Annotated in this window: 16 protein-coding genes; 10 read left to right on the top strand and 6 right to left on the bottom strand. The window is 69.3% G+C overall.

Annotation, left to right across the window (positions count from 1 at the left end; translation table 11 throughout):
• Window positions 1-46 precede the first annotated feature (46 nt).
• Together MJ777_RS09625 and MJ777_RS09620 are read left to right on the top strand one after the other, a co-directional pair.
• Window positions 47-823, top strand: a complete 777-nt coding sequence (locus MJ777_RS09625; protein ID WP_239375371.1) for an enoyl-CoA hydratase/isomerase family protein — start codon at window positions 47-49, stop codon at window positions 821-823.
• Complete coding sequence (locus MJ777_RS09620) at window positions 820-2,040, top strand: CaiB/BaiF CoA-transferase family protein (RefSeq protein ID WP_239375368.1); 1,221 nt, start codon at window positions 820-822, stop codon at window positions 2,038-2,040. The genes MJ777_RS09625 and MJ777_RS09620 overlap by 4 nt, the downstream gene beginning before the upstream one ends.
• 670 nt (window positions 2,041-2,710) lie before the next feature.
• Here the strand turns inward: MJ777_RS09620 and MJ777_RS09615 are convergent.
• The 6 genes from MJ777_RS09615 to MJ777_RS09590 form a co-directional block, all read right to left on the bottom strand.
• On the bottom strand, window positions 2,711-3,049 hold the full coding sequence (locus tag MJ777_RS09615; protein WP_239312229.1) for an XRE family transcriptional regulator: 339 nt from the start codon (window positions 3,047-3,049) through the stop codon (window positions 2,711-2,713).
• Complete coding sequence (locus MJ777_RS09610) at window positions 3,046-3,420, bottom strand: type II toxin-antitoxin system RelE/ParE family toxin (RefSeq protein WP_239375365.1); 375 nt, start codon at window positions 3,418-3,420, stop codon at window positions 3,046-3,048. The genes MJ777_RS09615 and MJ777_RS09610 overlap by 4 nt, the downstream gene beginning before the upstream one ends.
• 203 nt (window positions 3,421-3,623) lie before the next feature.
• Window positions 3,624-4,379, bottom strand: coding sequence for a FadR/GntR family transcriptional regulator (locus MJ777_RS09605; RefSeq protein WP_239312226.1), 756 nt, complete (start codon window positions 4,377-4,379; stop codon window positions 3,624-3,626).
• Between the two features lie 260 nt (window positions 4,380-4,639).
• Window positions 4,640-5,755 (bottom strand): acyl-CoA dehydrogenase family protein, encoded by a 1,116-nt coding sequence (locus MJ777_RS09600; RefSeq protein WP_239312224.1) that lies wholly within the window; start codon window positions 5,753-5,755, stop codon window positions 4,640-4,642.
• A gap of 50 nt (window positions 5,756-5,805) precedes the next feature.
• Window positions 5,806-6,009 (bottom strand): hypothetical protein, encoded by a 204-nt coding sequence (locus MJ777_RS09595; protein WP_239375347.1) that lies wholly within the window; start codon window positions 6,007-6,009, stop codon window positions 5,806-5,808.
• A gap of 46 nt (window positions 6,010-6,055) precedes the next feature.
• On the bottom strand, window positions 6,056-6,820 hold the full coding sequence (locus MJ777_RS09590; RefSeq protein WP_239312222.1) for an SDR family NAD(P)-dependent oxidoreductase: 765 nt from the start codon (window positions 6,818-6,820) through the stop codon (window positions 6,056-6,058).
• Window positions 6,821-7,067: 247 nt separating this feature from the next.
• On the opposite strand from MJ777_RS09590, the gene MJ777_RS09585 reads away from it, so the two are divergent.
• The 8 genes from MJ777_RS09585 (at window position 7,068) to MJ777_RS09540 (ending at window position 20,910) form a co-directional block, all read left to right on the top strand.
• Window positions 7,068-8,525, top strand: coding sequence for an OB-fold domain-containing protein (locus MJ777_RS09585; RefSeq protein WP_239312220.1), 1,458 nt, complete (start codon window positions 7,068-7,070; stop codon window positions 8,523-8,525).
• A gap of 1 nt (window position 8,526) precedes the next feature.
• Window positions 8,527-9,729 carry an acetyl-CoA acetyltransferase gene (locus MJ777_RS09580; RefSeq protein ID WP_239312218.1) on the top strand — a complete coding sequence of 401 codons (1,203 nt, stop codon included), beginning with the start codon at window positions 8,527-8,529 and terminating at the stop codon, window positions 9,727-9,729.
• Between the two features lie 618 nt (window positions 9,730-10,347).
• A complete protein-coding gene (locus MJ777_RS09575; RefSeq protein ID WP_239375344.1) occupies window positions 10,348-10,653 on the top strand; it encodes a hypothetical protein in 306 nt (101 codons plus the stop codon).
• 279 nt (window positions 10,654-10,932) lie between these two features.
• Window positions 10,933-12,012: a hypothetical protein gene (locus MJ777_RS09570; protein WP_239345000.1), complete on the top strand. Its 1,080-nt coding sequence runs from the start codon at window positions 10,933-10,935 to the stop codon at window positions 12,010-12,012.
• A 90-nt stretch (window positions 12,013-12,102) separates the two neighbouring features.
• The gene (locus MJ777_RS22865) at window positions 12,103-13,893 is read left to right on the top strand and encodes an Ig-like domain-containing protein (protein ID WP_305039408.1); all 1,791 of its coding nucleotides are present in this window, start codon (window positions 12,103-12,105) and stop codon (window positions 13,891-13,893) included.
• A 246-nt stretch (window positions 13,894-14,139) separates the two neighbouring features.
• Window positions 14,140-17,676 (top strand): YncE family protein, encoded by a 3,537-nt coding sequence (locus tag MJ777_RS22860; protein ID WP_305039407.1) that lies wholly within the window; start codon window positions 14,140-14,142, stop codon window positions 17,674-17,676.
• A 174-nt stretch (window positions 17,677-17,850) separates the two neighbouring features.
• A complete protein-coding gene (locus MJ777_RS09545; protein ID WP_239375336.1) occupies window positions 17,851-18,861 on the top strand; it encodes a hypothetical protein in 1,011 nt (336 codons plus the stop codon).
• A gap of 846 nt (window positions 18,862-19,707) precedes the next feature.
• The gene (locus tag MJ777_RS09540) at window positions 19,708-20,910 is read left to right on the top strand and encodes an acyl-CoA dehydrogenase family protein (RefSeq protein ID WP_239375333.1); all 1,203 of its coding nucleotides are present in this window, start codon (window positions 19,708-19,710) and stop codon (window positions 20,908-20,910) included.
• The last annotated feature ends 76 nt before the right edge of the window (window positions 20,911-20,986 follow it).

The following is a 20,986-nucleotide window of genomic DNA, read 5'->3' as shown; positions in this document are numbered from 1 at the left end:
GTCCCGGAACTTCCCCGGGGTTCTCCAGGAGAGGCAGCCACTGAATATGGCGGACTACGACTTCGGGGGCGTCCTCCTCGTCGAGTCGGACGGCCCGGTGCGCATTGTCACGCTGAACCGGCCGGACGCGTTGAACGCGTTCGCGGACGGCCTGCATGAAGCTGTCGCCGAGGTCTGGGCGCGCATCGCCGACGACCGGGATGCCCGCGCGGTGGTGCTCACCGGGGCGGGGCGTGCGTTCAGCGCGGGTGGCGACATCCCGGGTATGGCCAGGCAGATTGCTGACGTGGAGGTCCGCCGCCACTCGATGCGCGAGGCGCGGCGGCTCGCCGATGAGATCGTCCGCTTCCACCTCCCGGTGGTGACGGCGGTCAATGGCCCGGCGGTGGGCCTCGGGGCGACCATCGCCGTCATGAGCGATATCGTCCTGATCGCCGACACCGCCTTCCTGGCTGATCCGCACGTGCAGGTGGGCCTGGTCGCGGGCGACGGCGGCGCGGCGTTCTGGCCGCTGGCCACGAGCATCCTGCGGGCCAAGGAGTACCTGCTCACCGGTGATCGCATCCCCGCGGACCAGGCTGTCGCCCTCGGCCTGGCCAACCGGGTGGTCCCGGCCGGGGAGCTGCTGGCCGAGGCGCGCCGGGTCGCGCACAAGCTCGCCGGGCTGCCTCCGCAGGCGGTCCAGGACACCAAACGGGCGATCAACCTGCACCTGGCGCAGGCAGCCCGGCTGGTGCTGGACTTCTCCCTGGCCGCGGAGGGCGAGTCGTTCACCACCGAGGAGCTGCGCCGCAACGTCGAGAGCTTCCAGACCAGGTCATGAGCGTGTCTCCCAGCGGAACGGGTGCCGACGGCCTGCCTTGCGCACCCTTGGCGGGCCTGTTCGTGGTCGGCCTGGAGCAGGCTGTCGCCGCTCCGCTCGCCACCCGGCATCTCGCGGATCTCGGCGCCCGGGTCGTGAAGGTCGAGAACCCGCGCGGTGGCGACTTCGCCCGTGACTACGACCAGGCCATGAACGGCATGGGCGCCCACTTCGTCTGGCTCAACCGGGGCAAGGAGTCGCTCGCGCTCGATGTGAAGAAACCCGCGGGCGCTGAGGTCCTCGCACGCCTGATCGAGCGCGCGGACGTCGTCGTGCAGAACCTCGCGCCCGGTGCCGCCGCCAGGCTCGGCGTGGCCGCCCATCAGGTGCTGGAACGCCATCCGCGGGCCGTGGCCGTCGACATCTCCGGTTACGGGGAGGGTGGGCCACTGGCCGCGAAGCGCGCCTATGACCTGCTCGTGCAGTCCGAGACCGGGTCATGCTCGGTGACCGGGTTCCCCGGGCAGCCGGCGAAGCCGGGCATCCCGCTCGCCGATGTCGCCGCCGGCATGTACACGTACTCCAGTGTCCTGGCCGCTCTCCTCGCGCGAGGCCGTACCGGCACGGGGGCGGAGATCTCGGTCAGCCTGTTCGACGCGGCGGCCGAGTGGATGGGGTATCCCCTCTACTACACGCTGGGCACTGGTCTCGATCAGGAGCCCAACGGTGTGAGCTCGCCGTCGGTCGCGCCCTACGGCGCCTATCGGACCGCCGACGATCAGGTACTCGTGGTGGGGACGACGAACGACCGCGAATGGCAACGCCTCGCCGAGGATGTGCTCGGCCGCTCGGATCTTGCCACGGATCCGTCGTTGGCCGGTAACGCCGACCGGGTCCGGGACCGGCCCAGGGTCGACGCGGTACTGGGGGAGTGGGCCAGTGGACAGCTCCTGGCCGACGCCCAGGCCCAGCTGGACAAGGCGGGGATCGGCAATGCGCGCCTGAACTCGGTGACCGATCTTGTCAGGCATCCGCAGTTGGCGGTTCGGGACCGGTGGCGTGAGATCGATTCGCCGGTCGGCCCGCTGCGCGCGTTGCTGCCGCCGCCGATCTCGCCGCAGTGGTCGGTGCGGATGGGGCCGGTGCCGGCGCTGGGCGAGCACACCGACGGGGTGCTCGCGGACCTCGGCTACGAACCGGCGCAGGTGCGGGCGCTGCGGGCGGCCGGCATCGTCTGACGCCGGCCGCGGTTGGGTATGGCGGGGCAGGGCGGGGAGCGACGGTCGCGTCGCGGCAGCCCGGGTCAGGGTGGCGATGGTGTCCGCAGCGTTGTTGGATGTTGCGTTGCCTGGCCGCGGGTCGATGACCAGCACGTCGTCGGTGCTGTCGTAGGTCGCGAGGTTCGGAGCGAACCCGACGCCGCCCTTGCGGGTCGCCGCCTCGTGGTCGTTCTCGAGGCTGGCGACGACAGTATGCAGGGCGGGTCGTCGTCCCGCACGGTTTTGATCCACGTGTCGAGGTCTTCGCTGCGGCGCCCGGTGGGTAGGGGTAAACGCGCGTACCTGGGCGGCCAGGACGGTCATCTGCGGACAGCTTGCGACCAGGTCGTCTCGGTGCCACCGCCGGTGATCGGGCAGGTTCTCGTGCCTGATCATAAGCCAGTCGACCCGGTGACGTGGGGACGGCGGGACGCGTGCGGGGTCGGGGTGTCCCTGCTGGGAGGTGGCACACGAGCAGGGTGCTGCTTATCCGGATAGCCCTGCTCGCGGATCTCGGCCAGCAGGCGGGTGGCCGCCCTGGTCAAGGGAAACACACGGATCAGGCGGAGAGCTTCCGGTCCGTTGTCTCCGACAAGCCGGAACCCTTCAGCCCGACATGAGAGTCCCGGCGCAGCGCCGAGCGTCGGCATCACCCGAGGACAAATGACTCGTCCCCGAAGTCAGCGATTATCTTCAGTTTCCCGCCGAGTGCCTGCACATAGGCGGCGAGGGTGTCGACCTCGCTCCGCTCCAGCTGCCCCTTCTCGATCCGGGACACCCGCGCCTGGGTCACGCCCATCGCCGTGGCCACCTCGACCTGGGTGGTGTGCTGACGCCGACGCACCTCGGCCAGACGGAAAGCACGAGCCTCGGCGATCATCCGCTGCGCGCCGGCGTCGATCTCAGCGTGTTCCGCGTCGGTGAACCCGAACTCCCGGGTGAGCTCCTCCCAGGAGCGCGCGTCCGGGTCGGCCCGGTGGTCGCTCATCGGTCTTCTCCCTTCTCCATCCGCCGGAGGTGGTCGGCGTACGCCGCCTCGGCGAGCGGGATCGCACTGCGGTACCAGCTCTGCCAGGTGCCGGCTTTGTCGCCGCCGACCAGGATCACCGCTTGGCGCTGCGGGTCGAACACGAACAGGAGACGTACCTCGCTCGCTCCCGCCGACCCGGGTCGTAGCTCCTTCAGGTTGGCCAGATGGGATCCCCGCACCGTGTCGACGAGGGTCCGGCCGAGGGCCGGACCCTCGATACTGAGCGCTTGGATTGCCTGGCTGATCAGTAGGAGCGTCCGGCGGTCGCCGCGACGGAGTGCGTGCAGCCACGACAGTGCCGGCTCAACCACGATGATCGACCAGGTCATCCGGCCTCCTCATCACCCGACTACAACACTGACAGCATATGTCACCTACGTTGTCGGGTCAGGAACGGGTGCTCACCGCCGGGGGCGCAGACCAGCGGCGCTTGTACGACCTGTTCGGCCACGTTTGGTCAAGGCCAGCCCCGCCACCGAGCTCAGTGAAAGACAGAGGCCACCGGGCGCTTTGGCACCCTTGGACGTGGAACTCAGCTCAGGAGATCGAGGACGGTCTGCTTGTCGGCGTCCTCCAGAAGGATCTTGCCGACGGCGGTGAGGTGCCGGCGCCAGAAGGCCTCCGCATCCTCGGTCTGATGATTGCGGATGAGCTGGACGAGCTTGGTGTTGGCGCGATGTGCCTTGCCGACAAGGGTCTGCTGCTGGTCGGGGTTGCTGACGCGCGCCATGTGCGAGGACATGGTGGCGGACTCGACAATGCGGTACAGCATCCCGACCAGCAGCCGGAGCGTCCGGTTGCCCGCCAGCTCGACGACGAGGAGGTGGAACTCCGCATCGATGAACATGAACTGTTCGTGGTCGTCGAGGGTTTCCTGGCACTTGGCCAGCGTCTCGTTGAGCCGCGTGAGGTCATCGTCGTCGTGCCGGTCGGCGAGCAGGCCCGCGGCGCGGGACTCCAGCAGCGCGCGTGCCTCGTAGACGTCCGCGAGCGTGGTGCCCCGGTACTGGAGGATCGCACCCGCGTACCGGGCTGCGGTGTCCCCGGTCGGCAGGTGCACGCGGGCGCCGCCGCGGGCGCCTCTGCGTACGCTGATCAGCCCTTCCGACTCCAGGACCCGGAACCCCTCGCGTAGGGTTGGCCGAGAGACCCCGAAGCGTTCCATGAGAACCGCCTCGGACGGAAGCGCTGTCCCCTCGTCGAGTTTGCCTAGGATGATCTGCCGGCGCAGATGGCTGGCGACGATCTCGCCGGCCTTGGGCACACGGACCCGGTCTTCGGTCGCCATGGATTCCTCCTGCTCGTTGGCACCGCCGCGGAACGGGAGTGGTGACCCGGCGTTGGGTGCCGGAGGCGGGTGAGTAGAGGTGTCCCCTGCGCGGTCGCTTGGACAATAATCTAGCTGATCGATGCTCGATCTGCGTCGCCGGGTAACAGGGAGGTGTCTGGTCGCACACGCTTGTGGCGTCGCCGGCGGACGCCCTTCGGCTGAGCTCGCCCGAGGTCTCCGGCCGCGCGAACAAAACCGCGGTCACGCGGCCGGCGGCCCTAGATGCCTATCCGCTGGGCGAGCTGTTCGCGGTGGTAGGCGGGGTCGCCGAGCAGGAGCTGCGAGGTCTTGGCCCGCTTGAAGTAGAGGTGGGCGGGATGCTCCCAGGTGAAGCCGATGCCGCCGTGTACCTGGATGTTCTCGGCAGCGCAGTGGAAGAACGCGTCCGAGCAGTAGGACTTGGCCACGCTGGCCACGACCGGCAGCTCGTCGTTGCTCTCGGCTGCCGCCCACAGGCCGTAGTACGCGGCGGACTTGGCCGACTCCACGTCGAGCAGCATGTCCGCGCACTTGTGCTTGATGGCCTGAAAGGAACCGATGGGCCGGCCGAACTGTACCCGGATCTTGGCGTACTCGACGGCCATCTCCAGGACCTTCTGGGCACCGCCGACCTGCTCGGCGGCGAGGCCGATGGCCGCTGTGTCGAGAACGCGCGGGAGAACCGTTGCGCCGTCGCCGTCGGCACCGATCAGCCTGGCGGGGGTGTTGTCGAAGTCGAGCCGGGCCTGCTTGCGGGTGAGGTCCATGGTCGGCAGGGCGGTCCGGGTGAGACCGGGCGCGTCACCGGGCACAGCGAACAGGCTGACTCCAGCGGTGGTGCGGGCCGCTACCAGGACGAGGTCGGCGGTATGGCCGTCAAGCACGTAGGTCTTGGATCCGCTCAGCCGCCACTCGTTGCCGCTGCGGGTCGCGGGAAGTGTGATCCCGTCGGCGTCCCAGCGGCCGGATTCCTCGGTGAACGCAAGCGTGGCGCGGATGTCGCCGCTGGCGATGCCCGGCAGGAAGTCCTTCTGCGCCGCGTCGTCACCACTCGCGACGAGCGTTGTCGCCGCGAGGACGACCGTGGAGAAGTACGGCGCACACAGCAGCGCGCGACCCGCCTCCTCCAGAACGATGCCCACCTCGACGAAGCCGTAGCCGGCACCGCCGTGCTCCTCGGGGATGGCGAGGCCGGTCAGGCCGAGTTCGCCCGCCAGTTTCGTCCACACGCCCGAGTCGTAACCCTCGGTGGTTTCCATGAGACGCCGGACCTCGGATTCCGGAGAAAGATCCTCCAGGAAGTCACGCACGGTGCGGCGTAGCTCTTCCTGCTCCTCGCTGAAGGCGAAGTTCACGGCAGCTCCTGGCTACAGGCGATATTCTAAAAGAGAATATAATTAGTAAGCTAATTCGGCAAGGTATGGACTGAGCGGCGGAACAGGCGTCGCGGGGCTGGTGCGCACGCCTGTAGCCGGGCGCTCTTAGTGGTCGCCGCCGGAAGTTCGTCCAGGGTCTGCCGGCGCCAGACGGCGCCAGACGGCGCCTCGCCTCGTTGTCGTCGGCCCAGGTAGAACACCGCTACCTGGGCCTTCTCCGCCTCACGATGCATCCGTCTGTCATCCGGCACCCCCCGAACAACTTCCGGCGGCGACCACTTAGCTCATCGTCAATCCGCCGCTGACTGACAGTGTTTGTCCGGTGATGTAGCCGGCGGCGGGGGAGGCGAGGAAGACAACGGCCGGGGCGATGTCGGTGGGCTGCCCGATCCGCTTCATCGGGACGGCTCGCGCAAGCGAGTCGTAGAGGCGCTGGCTGACCTCGGCGACCTGGTCGAGCAGGGCGGTGTCGGTCGGGCCGGGGCAGACGGCGTTGACTGTGATCCCGCTGGGTGCGACCTCGCGCGCGAGTGCCTTGGCGAACGCGATGACCCCGCCCTTGGTGGCGGAGTAGACCACCTCGCCGGATGATCCGACCCGCCCGGCGTCCGACGCGATGTTGATGATGCGTCCTGACCGGCGTTCCACCATGCTGTCGAGGACCGCCCGGCTACAGCGGATGGTGCCGAGCAGGTTGACGTCCACCAGGCGTCGCCAGGTTGTCTCGTCGCTGTCGACAAACGGGCCGATCACATCGACCCCGGCGTTGTTCACGAGAATGTCGATCTCGCCGAGCTCTGCCCGCACCCCCTCGACCGCGGCGAGCACGCTTGCCGTGTCGGTGACGTCGAGGGTGACGCCGAGGGCGCGGCCGGCCGGCTTGTCGGCGGTCAGTGTGTCCGCGGCCGCGGCCGCGGCGGCGCCGTCGAGATCGGCTACGGCCACCGCGGCACCCGCCTGTGCGAGCGCGGCGGCAATGGCGGCCCCGATCCCGCGGGCGGCGCCAGTCACGATGGCGACCTTGCCCTCAAGTGCCTCGGTCATCTGCCGTGCTCCTCTCTGGCGGGTCCCTGTTGGCGTCATATCATATAACTATTTTGGATGTAAGGATTGCCGCGCCCGCGGCCTCCCGTCGGTTGGCGGGCGACCTTCGCGGTTGCTTGCCCACTACCAGAAATCGTGCAAGCATCTGACTCATTACATGTCCTCTGCCGTCACGCGGAAGTGCCGAGTCTCGCCCACGTCCGCCACGACAGAGCGGTCAGCTCCGCCACACTGCGTCGGGAGAACGATGTCGGGTCTACTTGCCTACGGCGCCTACCTGCCTTACCACCGGCTCCAGCGCAAGGCCGTGGCTGCCACGCTTGGTGCCCGTGGGGGTTCCGGCACACGCACGGTGGCCTCCTACGACGAGGACACGACGTCCCTGGGCGTGGAAGCGGCGAGGGCCGCGCTGCGGGGGTCCGCGGCTGCCGCCGGCCCACACGCGTCCGGTCCCAAGCAGCTCTACTTCGCCACGACGGCGCCGGCTTACCTGGACAAGACCAATGCCACGGCCATCCATGCCGCCCTGGGACTGGACGAATCCGTACTCGCGGTCGACATGATCGGTTCGGTGCGGTCTGGCGTGGGGGCGCTGCTGGCCGCGAACGCGGCGACGGAGCCGACGCTGGTCGTGCTGTCGGACATCCGCACCGGCCTTCCCGGTGGCGCGGACGAGCGTGACGGCGGTGACGGCGCGGCGGCGCTGCTCGTCGGGCCGGGCACCGCGGACGCGCCGGTGATCGCCGAAATTCTCGCGAGTGCCTCGGCCACCGAGGAGTTCCTCGACCGGTGGCGCGTCCCAGGGGACGACCACTCGCGGGTCTGGGAGGAGCGGTTCGGTGAGTCGATCTACGTGCCGCTCGCCGACCGGGCCTTCGCCGATCTGCTCAAGCAGATCGACCTGACCCCGGACCAGATCGATCACCTCATCGTGACCGGCCTGCACGCGCGCTCCGTGGCTTCCTTCACCAAGCGCGCGGGCGCACGGGCTGACGCCCTCGTCGATGGGCTGGCCAAGAGCGTCGGCAACACCGGGACCGCCCACGCCGGTCTGCTGCTCGCCGACACCCTCGACAGGGCAGAGGCGGGCAGGACGATCGTCGTCGTCGTCCTCGGGGACGGCGCGACCGCGGTGGCGCTGCGTACCACCGAGGCCCTGGCCGCCCGCCGGCCCGCGCTCTCGGTGGCGACACAGATCGCCGGCGGGCGGGACACCCTGCGGTACGCCGACTTCCTCACCTGGCGGGGCCGGCTCTCGACCGAACCACCCCGGCGTCCCGACCCGGACGCCTACGCCGCCCCGCCGGCCGAGCGCAACGCCGGTTGGAAGTACGGCTTCACCGGCTCCCGCTGCGACGAGTGCGGCACCCGGCATCTGCCGCCCGCCCGGGTCTGCCGGGCGTGCGGTGCGGTGGACCACATGACGCCGCAGCGCCTCGCCGACACCTACGGCACGGTGGCGACCTTCACGATCGACCGGCTTGCCTTCACCCCGAGCCCGCCGTTGGTCGCGGTGGTTATCGACATCGACGGCGGCGGCCGGTTCAAGTGTGAGCTGACCGACGTCGACCCGGACAGCGTCGCCATCGGTGACCGGGTCGAGATGACCTTCCGCAAGGTGAACACCGCGCGGGGCATCCACAACTACTTCTGGAAGGCCCGCCCGGTGCGGGCCGCGGGCGGTACCGATGGGCAGGAGGCCTGAGATGGCGTCACGCGGGATCAGGGACAAGGTTGCCATCGTCGGCATGGGCTGCACGTCGTTCGGGGAACGCTGGGACTCCTCCGTCGACGACCTGCTGATCGAGTCCTCCCAGGCGGCCTACGCCTCGGCGGGGCTCTCCCGGGACGACGTCGACGCCTACTGGCTCGGCACGATGGGTTCGGGCAACTCCGGGCTGACGCTCTCGCGTCCGCTGCGGCTGCCCTACAAGCCGGTCTCCCGGCTGGAGAACTACTGCGCCACCGGCTCGGAGGCGCTGCGCAACGCCTGCTACGCGGTGGCCAGCGGCGCCTACGACATCGCCATGGCGATCGGTGTGGAAAAGCTCAAGGACTCCGGGTTCTCCGGCTTGGTCGGCTCCGCCCCGCCATCCGACGGGACCGGCTCGGACACCACCGCACCGGCGAACTTCAGCCTGCTCGCGCCTGCCTACGCCAAGAAGTACGGCGTGGACACCGACGAGATGAAGGATGTCCTGACCCGTATCGCCTGGAAGAACCACGTCAACGGCGCGAAGAACCCCCGGGCGCAGTTCCGCAAGGAGGTGGCCAAGGACGTTATCTGCAACGCGCCGCTGGTCGCCGGCCCGCTGGGCATCTTCGACTGCTCCGGTGTGAGCGACGGATCGGCCGCGGCCATCGTGGTGCGGGCCGAGGACGCCCACCGCTACACCGACAAGCCGATCTATATCAAGGCGCTGTCGTTCATCGCCGGACCGGCTACCGGCAACTCCGACCCGGACTACGACTACACCACGTTCCCCGAAGTCGTCGCCTCGGCCACGGACGCCTACGCCCAGGCCGGCGTGACCGACCCGCGGGCTGAGATCGCCCTCGCCGAGGTGCACGACTGCTTCACCCCGACTGAGCTCGTCCTCATGGAGGACCTCGGCTTCGCCGAGCGCGGGTTCGGCTGGAAGGAGGTGCTCGCCGGCACCTACGACCTCACCGGTGACCTGCCGGTGAACCCGGACGGTGGCCTGAAGGCCTTCGGGCATCCGATCGGGGCGTCCGGCCTTCGGATGATGTTCGAGTGCTGGCTGCAGCTGCGCGGCGAGGCTCCGCCGGAGCGCACGATCTCCACGGTCGCCGCGGGCAAGAAGCTCGGCATGACCCACAACCTGGGCGGCGGGCCCGGCGAGTGCGTGTCGTTCGTGTCGATCGTCGGCTCGGAGCCTTCCGCCTGATCGGGCTCACCGCCGACGATCCGGGGACAGTGATTCGGGGACAGTGACCCCGGGGGCAGCAACCCCCGGGGGGCAGTGCCGACAACAGGGGCATGGCCAGGACGATTCGTCCCGGCCATGCCCCTGTTGTTTGTGTGCCCGCGGGAAGCAGGCGTGGAGCCAGTGGGCGGAGCGAGCCGGGCCCACCGTGCGGCCCACCGCGATCAGGCCTGTCCGGCGACATGACCAGCGAAGAGCCGGGCGAGCAGCTCCCCGTGGCCGTTCCAGCCGCGGCGGATATCCCTATGGGCGCACCATGCCTCTGTCACTCTATGAGTGGTCTTTCATTACTGTCAGCAGTATTTCGTCGTGTGCGGAGATCGGGACCCAGCTGTTCCGAAAATATTGATGGAAGAAGCAAAAAATGCCGTAGATGCGCACTCGATGTCCTGCTAGAGTTCGCGCCTGCGTAGTCATGCCAGCTGGGTTGAGTTCCTGCACGGGGGCAGTCGTGAGTACGAAGCGTTGCTCGGGAGAGCTCCTGCCGGTTTGCGGCCACATGTGGGTGTTCGCGGCCGGGGCCAGGGACATGGCCACATCGTCACCAGGTCACGTGCGCTATCGACGAAGGACGATCAGATGATCGGCAAGGGCTCCACAAGGAACATCGGTTTACGCACAGCGTCGGTATGGTCGGCCCGTAACGGCTCGGCCGCCGCGCTCCGTGCGGCTGCCTCAGTTGTCCCGATCAATGGGCTACGGGCCAAGGGCTCCTGCCCCGGCGACGGCGCTGGCGTGCCCCGCACCGAGGGCACGCCCGATCCGGGTTTCTGGTCCGCGACCGGTAACTTCGGCGGCCAGTCCGAAACCGGCGATCAGATGACCAGTTTTGCCCTGTGTGCCCGGTCCCGAGGACCGAGGCAGCCGCCGAGAAAAACAGGCTGACCGGTCGGCTTCGCAGGGCGTGTTTCGGAAGCCGGCTGTCCGGCTCGCCGCATCCGGAAAACCTCTGGCCGTGTTCTCGGCCACACCGATACACCTCATCGTCATATCCCGGTATCGGGGTGGCCCGCGGCCTTGCCAGGAACCATCAGCGCGGCGCGTCCCACGGCGCCGATTGATCAAGTAATTATTTTCGTTTCCGTTCCGTGCGCACCGTTTCTCAACAGGGCCGCACACAGATGTCGACTGTGTCGAAGCCCACGAGGGAGAGTCGAGAATCCGATGAGGAAGATATCTCTGCGGCATCCCGTACTGGAAAAAGCGCTGATCGCAGGTGCTTTGCTGGCCGTAGCGGTGCCGGGAACCGCGTACGCCAACACCGTGAGCGTCACCGTGAAAACCCCGGGAGCCACCAGCGGGCCTGGGTCCACCTTTGCCGAGATCTCGACCCATGCGGACTGCGCCAGCGGCCTTGTCTCGGGAGGTGGGATCAACCAGGCTATCGGTACCGGCTCATCGTCGAACGGCAACCATGTGATGGGCACTGAGCCCAGTGCCGACGGCAGCGCCGAATACACCGGCTCGACCGGGGTCGTCGGCACCGACGTGACGCACTGGCTCGGTATCGGCGGGAGCGGGGGAGCGGTCAATGGCTCCTTCTCCACCACTCCCTACGCGGTGTGTTTCACCAGCAATCTGATCAACCATATCCAGGTGGTCATGAACAAGATCGCAGGCCCCACGTCAGGCTCGACGGTGGGTCTCGTCACCGCCACCTGCCCGGCCAGCACGGTCCTGCTCGGTGGCGGGGCCCGTACCACCCCGGCCAGCGTCGGGAGCCTCAAGCCGATCGCCAGCTTCCCCACCTTCAACAACTCCGGACACAGCTACGGGCAGAAAGCCGCGGCCGACGGTGAGACCAATCCGGATTCCTGGACCGCTGTCGGCTGGGACGGCGGCGGAGGCAGCAGTAACAACACGACCTACGCCTACGCGATCTGTAGCGGGAACAACATCAACGTCAGTGGTGTCACCGTGAAAGTCCGGTACAGCGAGGTAAGCGGGCCGACCACAGCCACCACCGGCCAGACAGTGACGGTCGGCTGTGGTGGCCAGGACGGGAAACTGGTCAGCGGCGGCGCCGCTGTCAGCGGCGGCAGCGTGACAACCACCAACTTCACCGGACCAGGCTCAGGCGGTGATCACCTCAACGGAAGCTTTCCCAGCGATTCGGGTGGCGGCGCTGTCAGCGATGGAACCACCACGGCGGCGTATTGGACAGCCTCCACCCACACCGGGGGCTCAAGTTCGTCGAACACCTACTCCGATAGCTGGGTGTTGTGTGCCAACGACGGCGTCTAGGCCGTGTCGCGATCCAGCCACCCACCACCAGTCATCCAACGCAGGACCGGAAAGGCGCCGTTGATTCCCGTGAACCGTTGTTGTTCCAGCATGTCCAGATCCACGGCTGTGGTGGCGGCCTGCGCTATCGGTGCCGTGGCCGTCATTGTGGGGACGCCTTTCACCGCGGTTGCCGATCCGGCCAGTACAGCCGGGCCCTGCGGCACGGGCGGGGTCTTCAGCACACCGTCACCCACCTGCACCTATGCCGCGTCCGGTACGGACACCTTCACCGTGCCGGACGCGGTGACCAGCGTGAGCGTCGACCTGTTCGGAGCCGAGGGGGGCAGTGCGGCCGGCTTCGTTGCGCCACAGCAGCCGAATGCGGGAGCGCCCGGCGGGCTCGGCGGTGAGACCCGCGCGACCCTGGCTGTGAGCCCGGGGCAGATTCTCCAGATCACCGTGGGCGCCGCCGGGATACCCGGCACCTCCCGGCACGGCGAGTTCGCCCGGCCCGGCGGCTTCGGCCACGGATCCGGCGGCGGCGGCGCGCACGGCGGGGGCGGGTCTGGCGGTGGCGGCTCGGAGGTGCGGCTCGCCCCCTTCGGCCAGCCCGACCGGGCGCTGCTGGCGGGCGGCGGTGGCGGTGCCGGTAACGGTGGGCCCCTGCTGCGCGGCGGGAACGGTGGCGGTCCCGCCGGAGAAGCCGGCGGCCAGGGCGGCGGCCCCGCGGGATCCGGTGTCGCTGGCGGCGGCGGGACCCAGACCGCACCCGGGAGCGGCAGCCCCAACTCCGCGGTCGGTGGTCCTGGAATACCAGGCAGTGACATCGATCCCAACACCGGTCAGCCCAACCCGGGCAGCGGCGGCCCAGGCGGTAACGGTGGCGGTGGCGGCAACGGTGGTGGCGGCGGTGGCGGTGGCTACTTCGGCGGTGGCGGCGGCTCCGGCGGCGGGAACCCCGGTGGTTTCGTCGGGGCAGGTGGCGGTGGAGGAAGTGGGTACGCGACGCCGGCGGCAACCGACGTCTCCCTCATCCCGGGCGTCAACCACGGCACTGGCAAGGCGATCGTCTCGTTCCGGTACGGAAGCGTGATCACGCTGGCCCCGAGCACGTCCAGCCCGCTGTTCGGGCATGCCATGACCGTCACCGCCGCTGTGGGCTCCGCGAACCCGGCCGCGGGCATCCCAACCGGGACGGTCACGTTCTCGGACGGAACGACACCGCTGGCGACCGTGCCGCTCAGCGATGGTCAGGCCAGCCTCAGTATCAGCAAACTCCAGCCCGGGGCACATCCGATCGCCGCCAGTTACAGCGGAGACCCGGGCTTCGCGCCGAGCGGCACGGCGGGCCCCACCGAGATCACCGTCGGATTCAGCCAGCCGTGCACGACGACACCGCGGCACGGGCCCCTGACGGTGGCCGCCGACCAGTCGTTGTGCATCGGCCCCGGCGGCAGGCAGGATGGCCCGGTCACCGTGCGCCCCGGTGGCGCCTTGGCCGTGTCGGACGCTGAGGTCACCGGTCCTGTCTCCGCCCGCGGCGCCCTCGCGGTCACCGTCTGCCGGTCGACGCTGAACGGACCGGTCAGCATCCAAGCAAGCGGTGGATACGTGCTGATCGGTACGGAGCGGAACGATGCAACGGCATGCGCGGGTAACACCATCAACGGCCCGCTGACGCTGGATGCCAACAGCGGCGGCCTCGAAACCTCGACCAACACGATCAACGGACCTGTACGGATCACCGCCAACAGCGGCAGCGGCCCGCTGCCGGAGAACGCTGTGCCCACATTCGACGCCAACCACGTCACCGGTCCCCTGACCTGCGGCGGCAACGAACCCACACTGCGGCAGAACGGCAACACCGTGGATGGGCCACGCTCCGGACAGTGTCCATAGCCGCCGTTCAGCGCGGCGGTGGCGTGCGCCTATCGGTTGATACCCCCCTTGGACGCAGCGGGCCAGCGCACCGTCCGCATCGTGCTGGGAGCAGGGGCTCGGCAAGCTTGATCGCGATCGGGCAAGCCTCTTACCTGCCCCAACAGCCCGATTCGAACTCCTGCCGAGGGCCCTGCTGTGAGGCAGGCGGTGCGCTGACCGCTGGAAACCGCCGGAGCACTGAATGGACGCGAGAGGAAGCGGTTTATGAATCGGAATCGTCGAGCCTGGGCGCTGCCCAGGTCGGTCTTACAGACGGCACCGCTGCTCGGTGCGGTGCTGAGCGTGGGTATCGCCGCATCAGTGGTAACGCTGACCCCATGGGACGCGGCGGCCACGGACAGCAATCCCTGCGGCATCTCGGGTGTGCTGTCCGGATCGACCTGCACCTACCAGCGGGTGGGCTCGGACACGTTCACCATGCCGGCCGGGGTGACGTCGGTACAGATCACGGTTACCGGAGCCCAGGGCGGCCACTACTTCGCGGCCGGCGATGCCGCACACGGCGGCTCGCCGACGGGTGACATCACCGGCCGGCCCGGTGGCGGCGGCGGCCAGGCGGCCGGGACGCTGTCCGGGCTGGCCGCCGGCCAGGTTCTCCAGGTCGACGTCGCAGGCCGGGGCGCCGACGGCACGGCCAACCGGTCCGGCGGTAAAAACAACGGCCCCGCCGGCGGGCAGGGCGCGCTGGGCGGCTTTGGCGGGTCCAACGGCGGTGTGGCGGGCGGCCCAGGTGACGCTTCGGGCGGAGCCGGCGGGTCCGCGCCCAACAACGGCGGCAACGGCGCCGCCGGCGGCGGCTCCTCAGACGTGCGGATGGCCAATGCCGGCTGTGCGGCACTGACCTGCCAGCTAGCCGACCGGGTGCTGGTCGGCGCGGGGGGCGGCGGCGGTGGTGGCACCGGCGGGCAGGGCCAAGCGCTCGGCGGCGCGGGCGGCGACGGCGGTGGCCTGACCGGCACCGACGGCGGCGCCCTCGTGGATGGCGGTAACCCCGGCATGCCGGGCAAGGGCGGTACGCAGACCGCCGGCGGCGCCGGTGGCCTGAACCCCTGCCGGCACGGCGCTGGGAACCCGCCGGTGGGCGACCCGTCGACCGATCCGCGCTGCGGCTCTGACGGCACGAACGGCGCTTCCGGCACGGGGGGCATCGGCGGCAACGGGAACCAGCCCTGTGTAGGGACCCTCACCCCGCCATGCGGCGGCTCCAGCGCGGACGCTGGCGGCGGCGCCGGCGGTGGCGCCGGTGGCGGCTATTTCGGTGGTGGCGCGGGGTCTGGTGGTGGCGGCACCTTCAGCGGTGGTGGTGGCGCCGGTGGCGGTGGTGGTGGCGGCAGCTCGTTCGTGGCCTCTTCGGTGTCGTCCGCGGTACTGGCCTCCGGGGTCAACACCGGCGCGGTCAACAGCGGCAACGGCGAGGTGATCATTAGCTGGGGCCAGTCGGCCCCGCCCACGACGCCCACGCCCACGCCCACGAGCAGCAGCACGACGGCCCCGCCCACACCCTCACCCACGACCCCCAGCCCCGGCACGGGCTCGGCCCTGCCCCCAGGCTGGCATCCGGACACCGCAACGGCCTACGTGATCAATAACGGCAGCAACACCGTCACGCCGATCAACGTCACGACCAACACGCCGGGCATCCCGATCACAGTTGGTAACGCTCCTCGCGCGCTCGCGGTCGCCCCGGATAACAGGACCGTCTACGTGACTAACCGCGCCGACGGCACAGTGACCCCGATCGATGTGGCTACCAACACGCCCGGCACGCCCATCCCGGTCGGTCAGTTCCCGTTCGGGATCGCGATCACGCACGATGGGCGCAAGGCGTATGTGGTGGACAATCTCAGCGACGACGTGACCCCGATCGACCTGAGGACCAACACCCCCGGCCCGCGGATCCCGATCGGCAACGACGGGCATGGTGTCGTGATCACGCCCGATGACAGGACCGCGTATGTGGTCAACGCCGCGAGCAACAACGTGACCCCGATCGACGTGGCCACCGACACGGCGGGAATCCCCATCCCGGCCGGAAACAATCCCCAGTGGATCGTGATCACTCCCGACGGCAAGACGCTCTACATCACCAACAACGCCAACGCGGGCAGCGCGACCATCTCGCGGATCGACGTGGCCACCAACCAGCCGTTACCGCCGATCCAGGTCAGTGACCGGCCGGTCGGGATCGCCATCACTCCCAACGGCAAGACGCTCTACGTCACCAACCAGCGGGACAGCGTGGTGACCCCGATCGACGTGGCCACCAACACGCCGAGCACCCCGTTCAGCTCCGGTGGTGCCGATCCGTTCGCGATCGCGGTGACCCCGGAAGGCCTCGGCGCCTACGTGGTCAACCGGAACAGCAACAACGTGACCCCGATCGTCCTGTCCACCCACGCGGAGGGCCTGCCGATCCCGGTAGGGCCGCGGCCGGAGGGACTGGTGATCGTGCCAAGACACCGGGACCCACAGGGTGGCAAGGGCACGCCGGATAGTCCGTGCGGGCTCCACGGCGTCCTGTCCGCGACGGCGACCACGCGGACCTGTACATACGACGTGGTCGGCTCAGACACATTCACCGTGCCGCCCGGGGTCAGCTCAGCAGAGGTCACGGTCACCGGCGGTCAGGGTGGGCACTACTTCATCGCCGGTGACGCCGCGCACGGAGGTTCCCCGCTCGGCGACATCACCAGCCGCCCCGGCGGGGCTGGTGGCCAGGCGGCCGGCACGCTGACCGATCTGAACCACGGCCAGGTGTTCCAGGTCGACGTCGCAGGCAAGGGCGAAAACGCCACGGCCGCCTCCCGTTCCGGCGGGATGAGCAACGGCCCGTCCGGCGGTGCCGGGGCCCTCGGCGGGTTCGGCGGGTCCAACGGCGGTGTGCCCGGCGCACCGGGCGATGCCTCGGGCGCCACGGGCGGCACCGCCATCTACAACGGCGGCAACGGCTCCGGCGGTGGCGGCTCCTCCGACATCCGCCTCGCCAGGGAAGAAGGCTGCAAGCGGCTGCACTGTGGTCTGTCCAGCCGGCTGCTGGTCGGCGGTGGCGGTGGCGGCGCAGGCGGCGCGGGTGGCCAGGGTGGCGCGCTGGGCGGTGGCGGCGGCAGCGGCGGCGGGCTCATCGGGGACAACGGCGACGTGCAGGTTAACGGCGGCAACCCCGGAAACTCCGGCATGGGCGGTACCCAGACCGCCGGCGGCGCAGCCGGACCGAGCGCCTGCCGGTCCGGCACCGGCGCCGGAGCGGATGGCCCCCCGCTGACCGATCCCCGCTGTGGCGGCGACGGGCTGCCCGGCGTACTCGGAGCCGGTGGTGACGGCGGAGCCGGGAACAAACCCTGCAGCACCGACATGCCGCTGAACCCGCCATGCCGCAGCACAGCCACCACTTCCGGTGGCGCCGCGGGCGGCGGTGCTGGCGGCGGATACTACGGCGGCGGTGGCGGTTCCGGCGGCGGCGGTGCCTTCGGCGGAGCCGGTGGCGGTGGCGGTGGTGGCGGCGGCGGTAGCTCGTTCGCCGCGGCCCGTGTACAGGACGTGGTCCTGACTACCGGGGTCAACGCGGGCACCGTGAACAACGGCAACGGCGAGATCACAATCACGTGGACCATTCCGGCCACGGGCCATGGCCAGGGTGGCGGCGTCGGCCACGACGGCGCCCCGGCCCCGGCACCGGCGCCCACCCCAGCCCCGGGTACGGCGCCGCCCGCCGTCCCCGTGACACCGAACAAGCGGAACTGATTGTGATCTCAGGGGCGCCGCTCCTCGCGACGCCCCTGAGATCACCGGCTTGGCATGGTGCCCCGTCGCTGCGCCAGCCGGCATCCCACCTTCCTCCCGCAACCCGTGCTGTGCCCCATCGACCTTCGCCGTGCCGTCGTGGCCGGCGATGACAACACACTGAGAGGATCGACGATGGTGAACAAACGGAACCTCCTGGCAGCCGCAGGTGTTGGTGCGGTGCTGGTTCTGGCGCTACCCGGTGTGGCCTTCGCCTCGACCACGGCCACGGTCGCCACTCCCGGCACGACATCCTGGACGAACCCCGCGGCCGGTTCTCTGCTCACGACGAGCGCCCAGTGCTCCAGCGGCCTCGTGTCCGGTGGTGGGGTCCAGGTGACCGGCGGGAACGGTATCCACATCATGGAGACCGAGCCGAGCACCAACGGCACCTCGGCCGCGAGCAACGGCGCGACGGATCCCACCTATTGGTTGGGCTACGGCGGTATCGGCGGGAACGGCACCGGCACCTTCACCGTCCAGCCGTTCGCGGTCTGTTTCACCAACACGACGATCAACCACACCCAGGTCGTGGTCAACAGCACCTCCGGGCCCACCACCTCCGGGGGAATGACCTCGGTGACGGCGACCTGCCCGGCCAACACCCGGCTGCTGGGCGGTGGCGCGCAATCCACGTTGGCCAGCAACGAGAGTGTTAAGGCGATCGCCAGCTACCCGTCCGACAGCTCCGGCAGCGCGACAGCTGACGGCGGCACCAACCCGACCTCCTGGACGGCGGTCGCGCTGAACGGCGGCATGAGCGGCACCGGCAACACCACCGCCGCCTTCGCCGTCTGCAGCGGGAGCGGAATCAACGTCAGCGGTATCACGGTCACGGTCAAGCACACCCACGTGTCCGGGCCGACCACCGCGAACAGCGCCGTGACAGCTACCAGCAGCACCTGCGGCGGATCGGGCAACATGATCAGCGGCGGCGCATCCATCAGCGGCGGCGACCCCACTACCAGCGCCTTCACCGCGCCCGGTTCCCAGGGCGATCATCTGGCCGGCGATTACCCGAGCGACGGCAGCGGCAACACGGCATCCAACGGATCATCGACAACAAACTGGTCCGCGACCGGCCACACCGGCGGATCGTCCAGCTCCTCTACCTACACCGACGTGTGGGGCCTCTGCATGAACTAGTGCAACGCCTCAGCAGTTCCTTAGAGCGCCCGGCAATAGGGGACGCGGCGTCGCGGGGCTGGGGCACGCACCTCGCCGTGTTGTCGTCGGTCGCCACCCAACACCAGGGTGGCTCCCTCCGCCGCCTTGCCGGAGCGGGCGCGGATGAGCCGCTCACTGATCGAATGGCTGTTCCGGCATGCCTTGGAAGGATGGCTGTCCACCCCGTTACACCCGCTGGATGTCATACGAGGAGCAATTTTGCTGAACGGCAGCTACGAGCTGGAATAGCTGCGGCCCACTTATGTAGGAGAGGCAATCCAGCGCACCACAGCCGAGGCCATACGCAACAGCCCGATTCTTTATCCCCACGATGGGATACCGTCGCTGATTATCGCGCGCGGCAGCCGCGAGACGGTCGCCTTCGTCTCTCAACATGATTGGTTTGTATCGGCCATGGGCGGATTCGGGCGGTCGTGGTGGCGGATAGATGCGGGTGACGGTGACCTGGCTGTCGCTTCCCGGCAGGAGGAGAAAGGAGGCATGGGCGCGCGGCGGAATCATCCGTACCGCAGGCGGCCGTCGGCGTGACCGGCCGGATTCACCGGTAGGGCCAGAAGTGGCTGCGTCTGGCGGCGGCTGTCCTGCTGCCCATCGGTGATGGCCCCACGAGACGGGAGACCTTCGCCCTACTCGGCGATGTTCTCATGCCGGGCGCTCTTGATTGTTCGACGCTGGGTACCGTATCCTCGCCGAGGATGGAAGACAGCCGCCAGCAGTATTCCCGGTACGCGGTTCTATGGGTATCTCCTCGCCTGTCTGGGGAGCACGGGGAAGCACAGCGCAGCCATTCTCACAGGAGCCGGGATGAGCGAGGGGCGTACATGCTCCATCTTTTCGGGCAATGACTGTTTTTCCGCCGAAACCGCAGAGTGGGTCGGGCGCGTCGAGAAGATTGCCCCGGTGCTCGTCCGCTACCGGGACCAGGCCGAACATGAACGGACAACTCCAGCCGCGGTCATCGACGCGTTGCGCGGACAGAACATCCACCGGATGTGGGTCGCCGACGCCTTTGGTGGCGGGCAGGTCAGTGTGCGGACCGGCTCAGCCGTCCTGCGGACGCTGGCCCGCATCGATGCATCCGTTGCCTGGCAGATGGGCGTCCAGGGCGCTATCGGCCGGCTGTCGGACTATCTGCCGGAGCCGGTGGCGCAGCGCCTTTTCCGCGAGAGCCCGGGGCTGGTGGTCGGCGGTATCAATCCGACCGGCCGGGCCGAACGCGTGCCCGGCGGATACCGGCTGCACGGCACCTGGTCGTTCGCCAGCGGCTCGGCGCACGCCACCTGGCTGGTCTGCGCCGCCATGCTCGCGGAGGACGACATGGCGTGTCCGTCCCCCGCCGGGCCGCGGACATGCATGGCCTTCGTGCCCAAGAGCGCCGCCGTGTTCGTGGACGACTGGTTCACCATGGGACTACGCGGCACCGGGAGCACGACCTACCGCATCGACGGCCTTGTCGTCCCTGACGATCACACGGTTGACGGTTCCCTCCTGCGGCGCCCCCCGGCTCGCCGCCCGTCCCGGGCCTACGACATCGCCTACTACGACTTCGCTCCGTTCACGACCGCGTCGACAGCACTGGGAATCGTCCAGGACGCCCTCGAGACCTTCCGTTCCCTGGCCCAGGAGAAGATTCCCGCCAGGGCGACGAGTCCGCTGGCGGCCAGTCACACCGTGCAGGCGGGGCTGGCCCGCGCGGAGGTCCTGGCGCGGGCCAGCGCCCTGCTGCTCACCGATGCCGCCGACCAGGCGACGGCATACGGCGAACATGGCGGGGAAGAGCTCAGCGCGCTGATCCGGCTGGCGGCCGCGGCCGTCGGCGAGAACACCGCGACGGCCGTGGACACGCTCTACGACCTGGCCGGGACGAGCGCCCTCTACAGCGCCAGCCGGCTGGACCGCTGTTTCCGTGACATCCATGCGGCGGTCAAGCACATCACCCTCTCGTGGACGAACTTCGAGATGGTCGGCCAGTACTTTCTGGGCGGGGCGCTCCTGACGCGGCGGTGACTGCGAACCTTTAGAGCGCCCGAGGACAGGACTGTCCGGCTCGCGGCTCCCCGCATCCCGCCCGGCCGCGTTGTCC

The organism is Protofrankia sp. Cj5 (genome assembly GCF_917627405.1).
Taxonomy (GTDB): Bacteria; Actinomycetota; Actinomycetes; order Frankiales; family Frankiaceae; genus Protofrankia.
This window is presented reverse-complemented; position numbering and strand designations above follow the sequence as displayed.

Excerpts from the sequence above, each read along its gene's own strand:
- MJ777_RS09625 (WP_239375371.1), top strand. The coding sequence starts at position 47 with ATGGCGGACTACGACTTCGGGGGCGTCCTCCTCGTCGAGTCGGACGGC.
- MJ777_RS09620 (WP_239375368.1), top strand. The coding sequence starts at position 820 with ATGAGCGTGTCTCCCAGCGGAACGGGTGCCGACGGCCTGCCTTGCGCA.
- MJ777_RS09615 (WP_239312229.1), bottom strand. The coding sequence starts at position 3,049 with ATGAGCGACCACCGGGCCGACCCGGACGCGCGCTCCTGGGAGGAGCTC.
- MJ777_RS09610 (WP_239375365.1), bottom strand. The coding sequence starts at position 3,420 with ATGACCTGGTCGATCATCGTGGTTGAGCCGGCACTGTCGTGGCTGCAC.
- MJ777_RS09605 (WP_239312226.1), bottom strand. The coding sequence starts at position 4,379 with ATGGCGACCGAAGACCGGGTCCGTGTGCCCAAGGCCGGCGAGATCGTC.
- MJ777_RS09595 (WP_239375347.1), bottom strand. The coding sequence starts at position 6,009 with ATGCATCGTGAGGCGGAGAAGGCCCAGGTAGCGGTGTTCTACCTGGGC.
- MJ777_RS09590 (WP_239312222.1), bottom strand. The coding sequence starts at position 6,820 with ATGACCGAGGCACTTGAGGGCAAGGTCGCCATCGTGACTGGCGCCGCC.
- MJ777_RS09585 (WP_239312220.1), top strand. The coding sequence starts at position 7,068 with ATGTCGGGTCTACTTGCCTACGGCGCCTACCTGCCTTACCACCGGCTC.
- MJ777_RS09580 (WP_239312218.1), top strand. The coding sequence starts at position 8,527 with ATGGCGTCACGCGGGATCAGGGACAAGGTTGCCATCGTCGGCATGGGC.
- MJ777_RS09575 (WP_239375344.1), top strand. The coding sequence starts at position 10,348 with ATGATCGGCAAGGGCTCCACAAGGAACATCGGTTTACGCACAGCGTCG.
- MJ777_RS09570 (WP_239345000.1), top strand. The coding sequence starts at position 10,933 with ATGAGGAAGATATCTCTGCGGCATCCCGTACTGGAAAAAGCGCTGATC.
- MJ777_RS22865 (WP_305039408.1), top strand. The coding sequence starts at position 12,103 with ATGTCCAGATCCACGGCTGTGGTGGCGGCCTGCGCTATCGGTGCCGTG.
- MJ777_RS22860 (WP_305039407.1), top strand. The coding sequence starts at position 14,140 with ATGAATCGGAATCGTCGAGCCTGGGCGCTGCCCAGGTCGGTCTTACAG.
- MJ777_RS09545 (WP_239375336.1), top strand. The coding sequence starts at position 17,851 with ATGGTGAACAAACGGAACCTCCTGGCAGCCGCAGGTGTTGGTGCGGTG.
- MJ777_RS09540 (WP_239375333.1), top strand. The coding sequence starts at position 19,708 with ATGAGCGAGGGGCGTACATGCTCCATCTTTTCGGGCAATGACTGTTTT.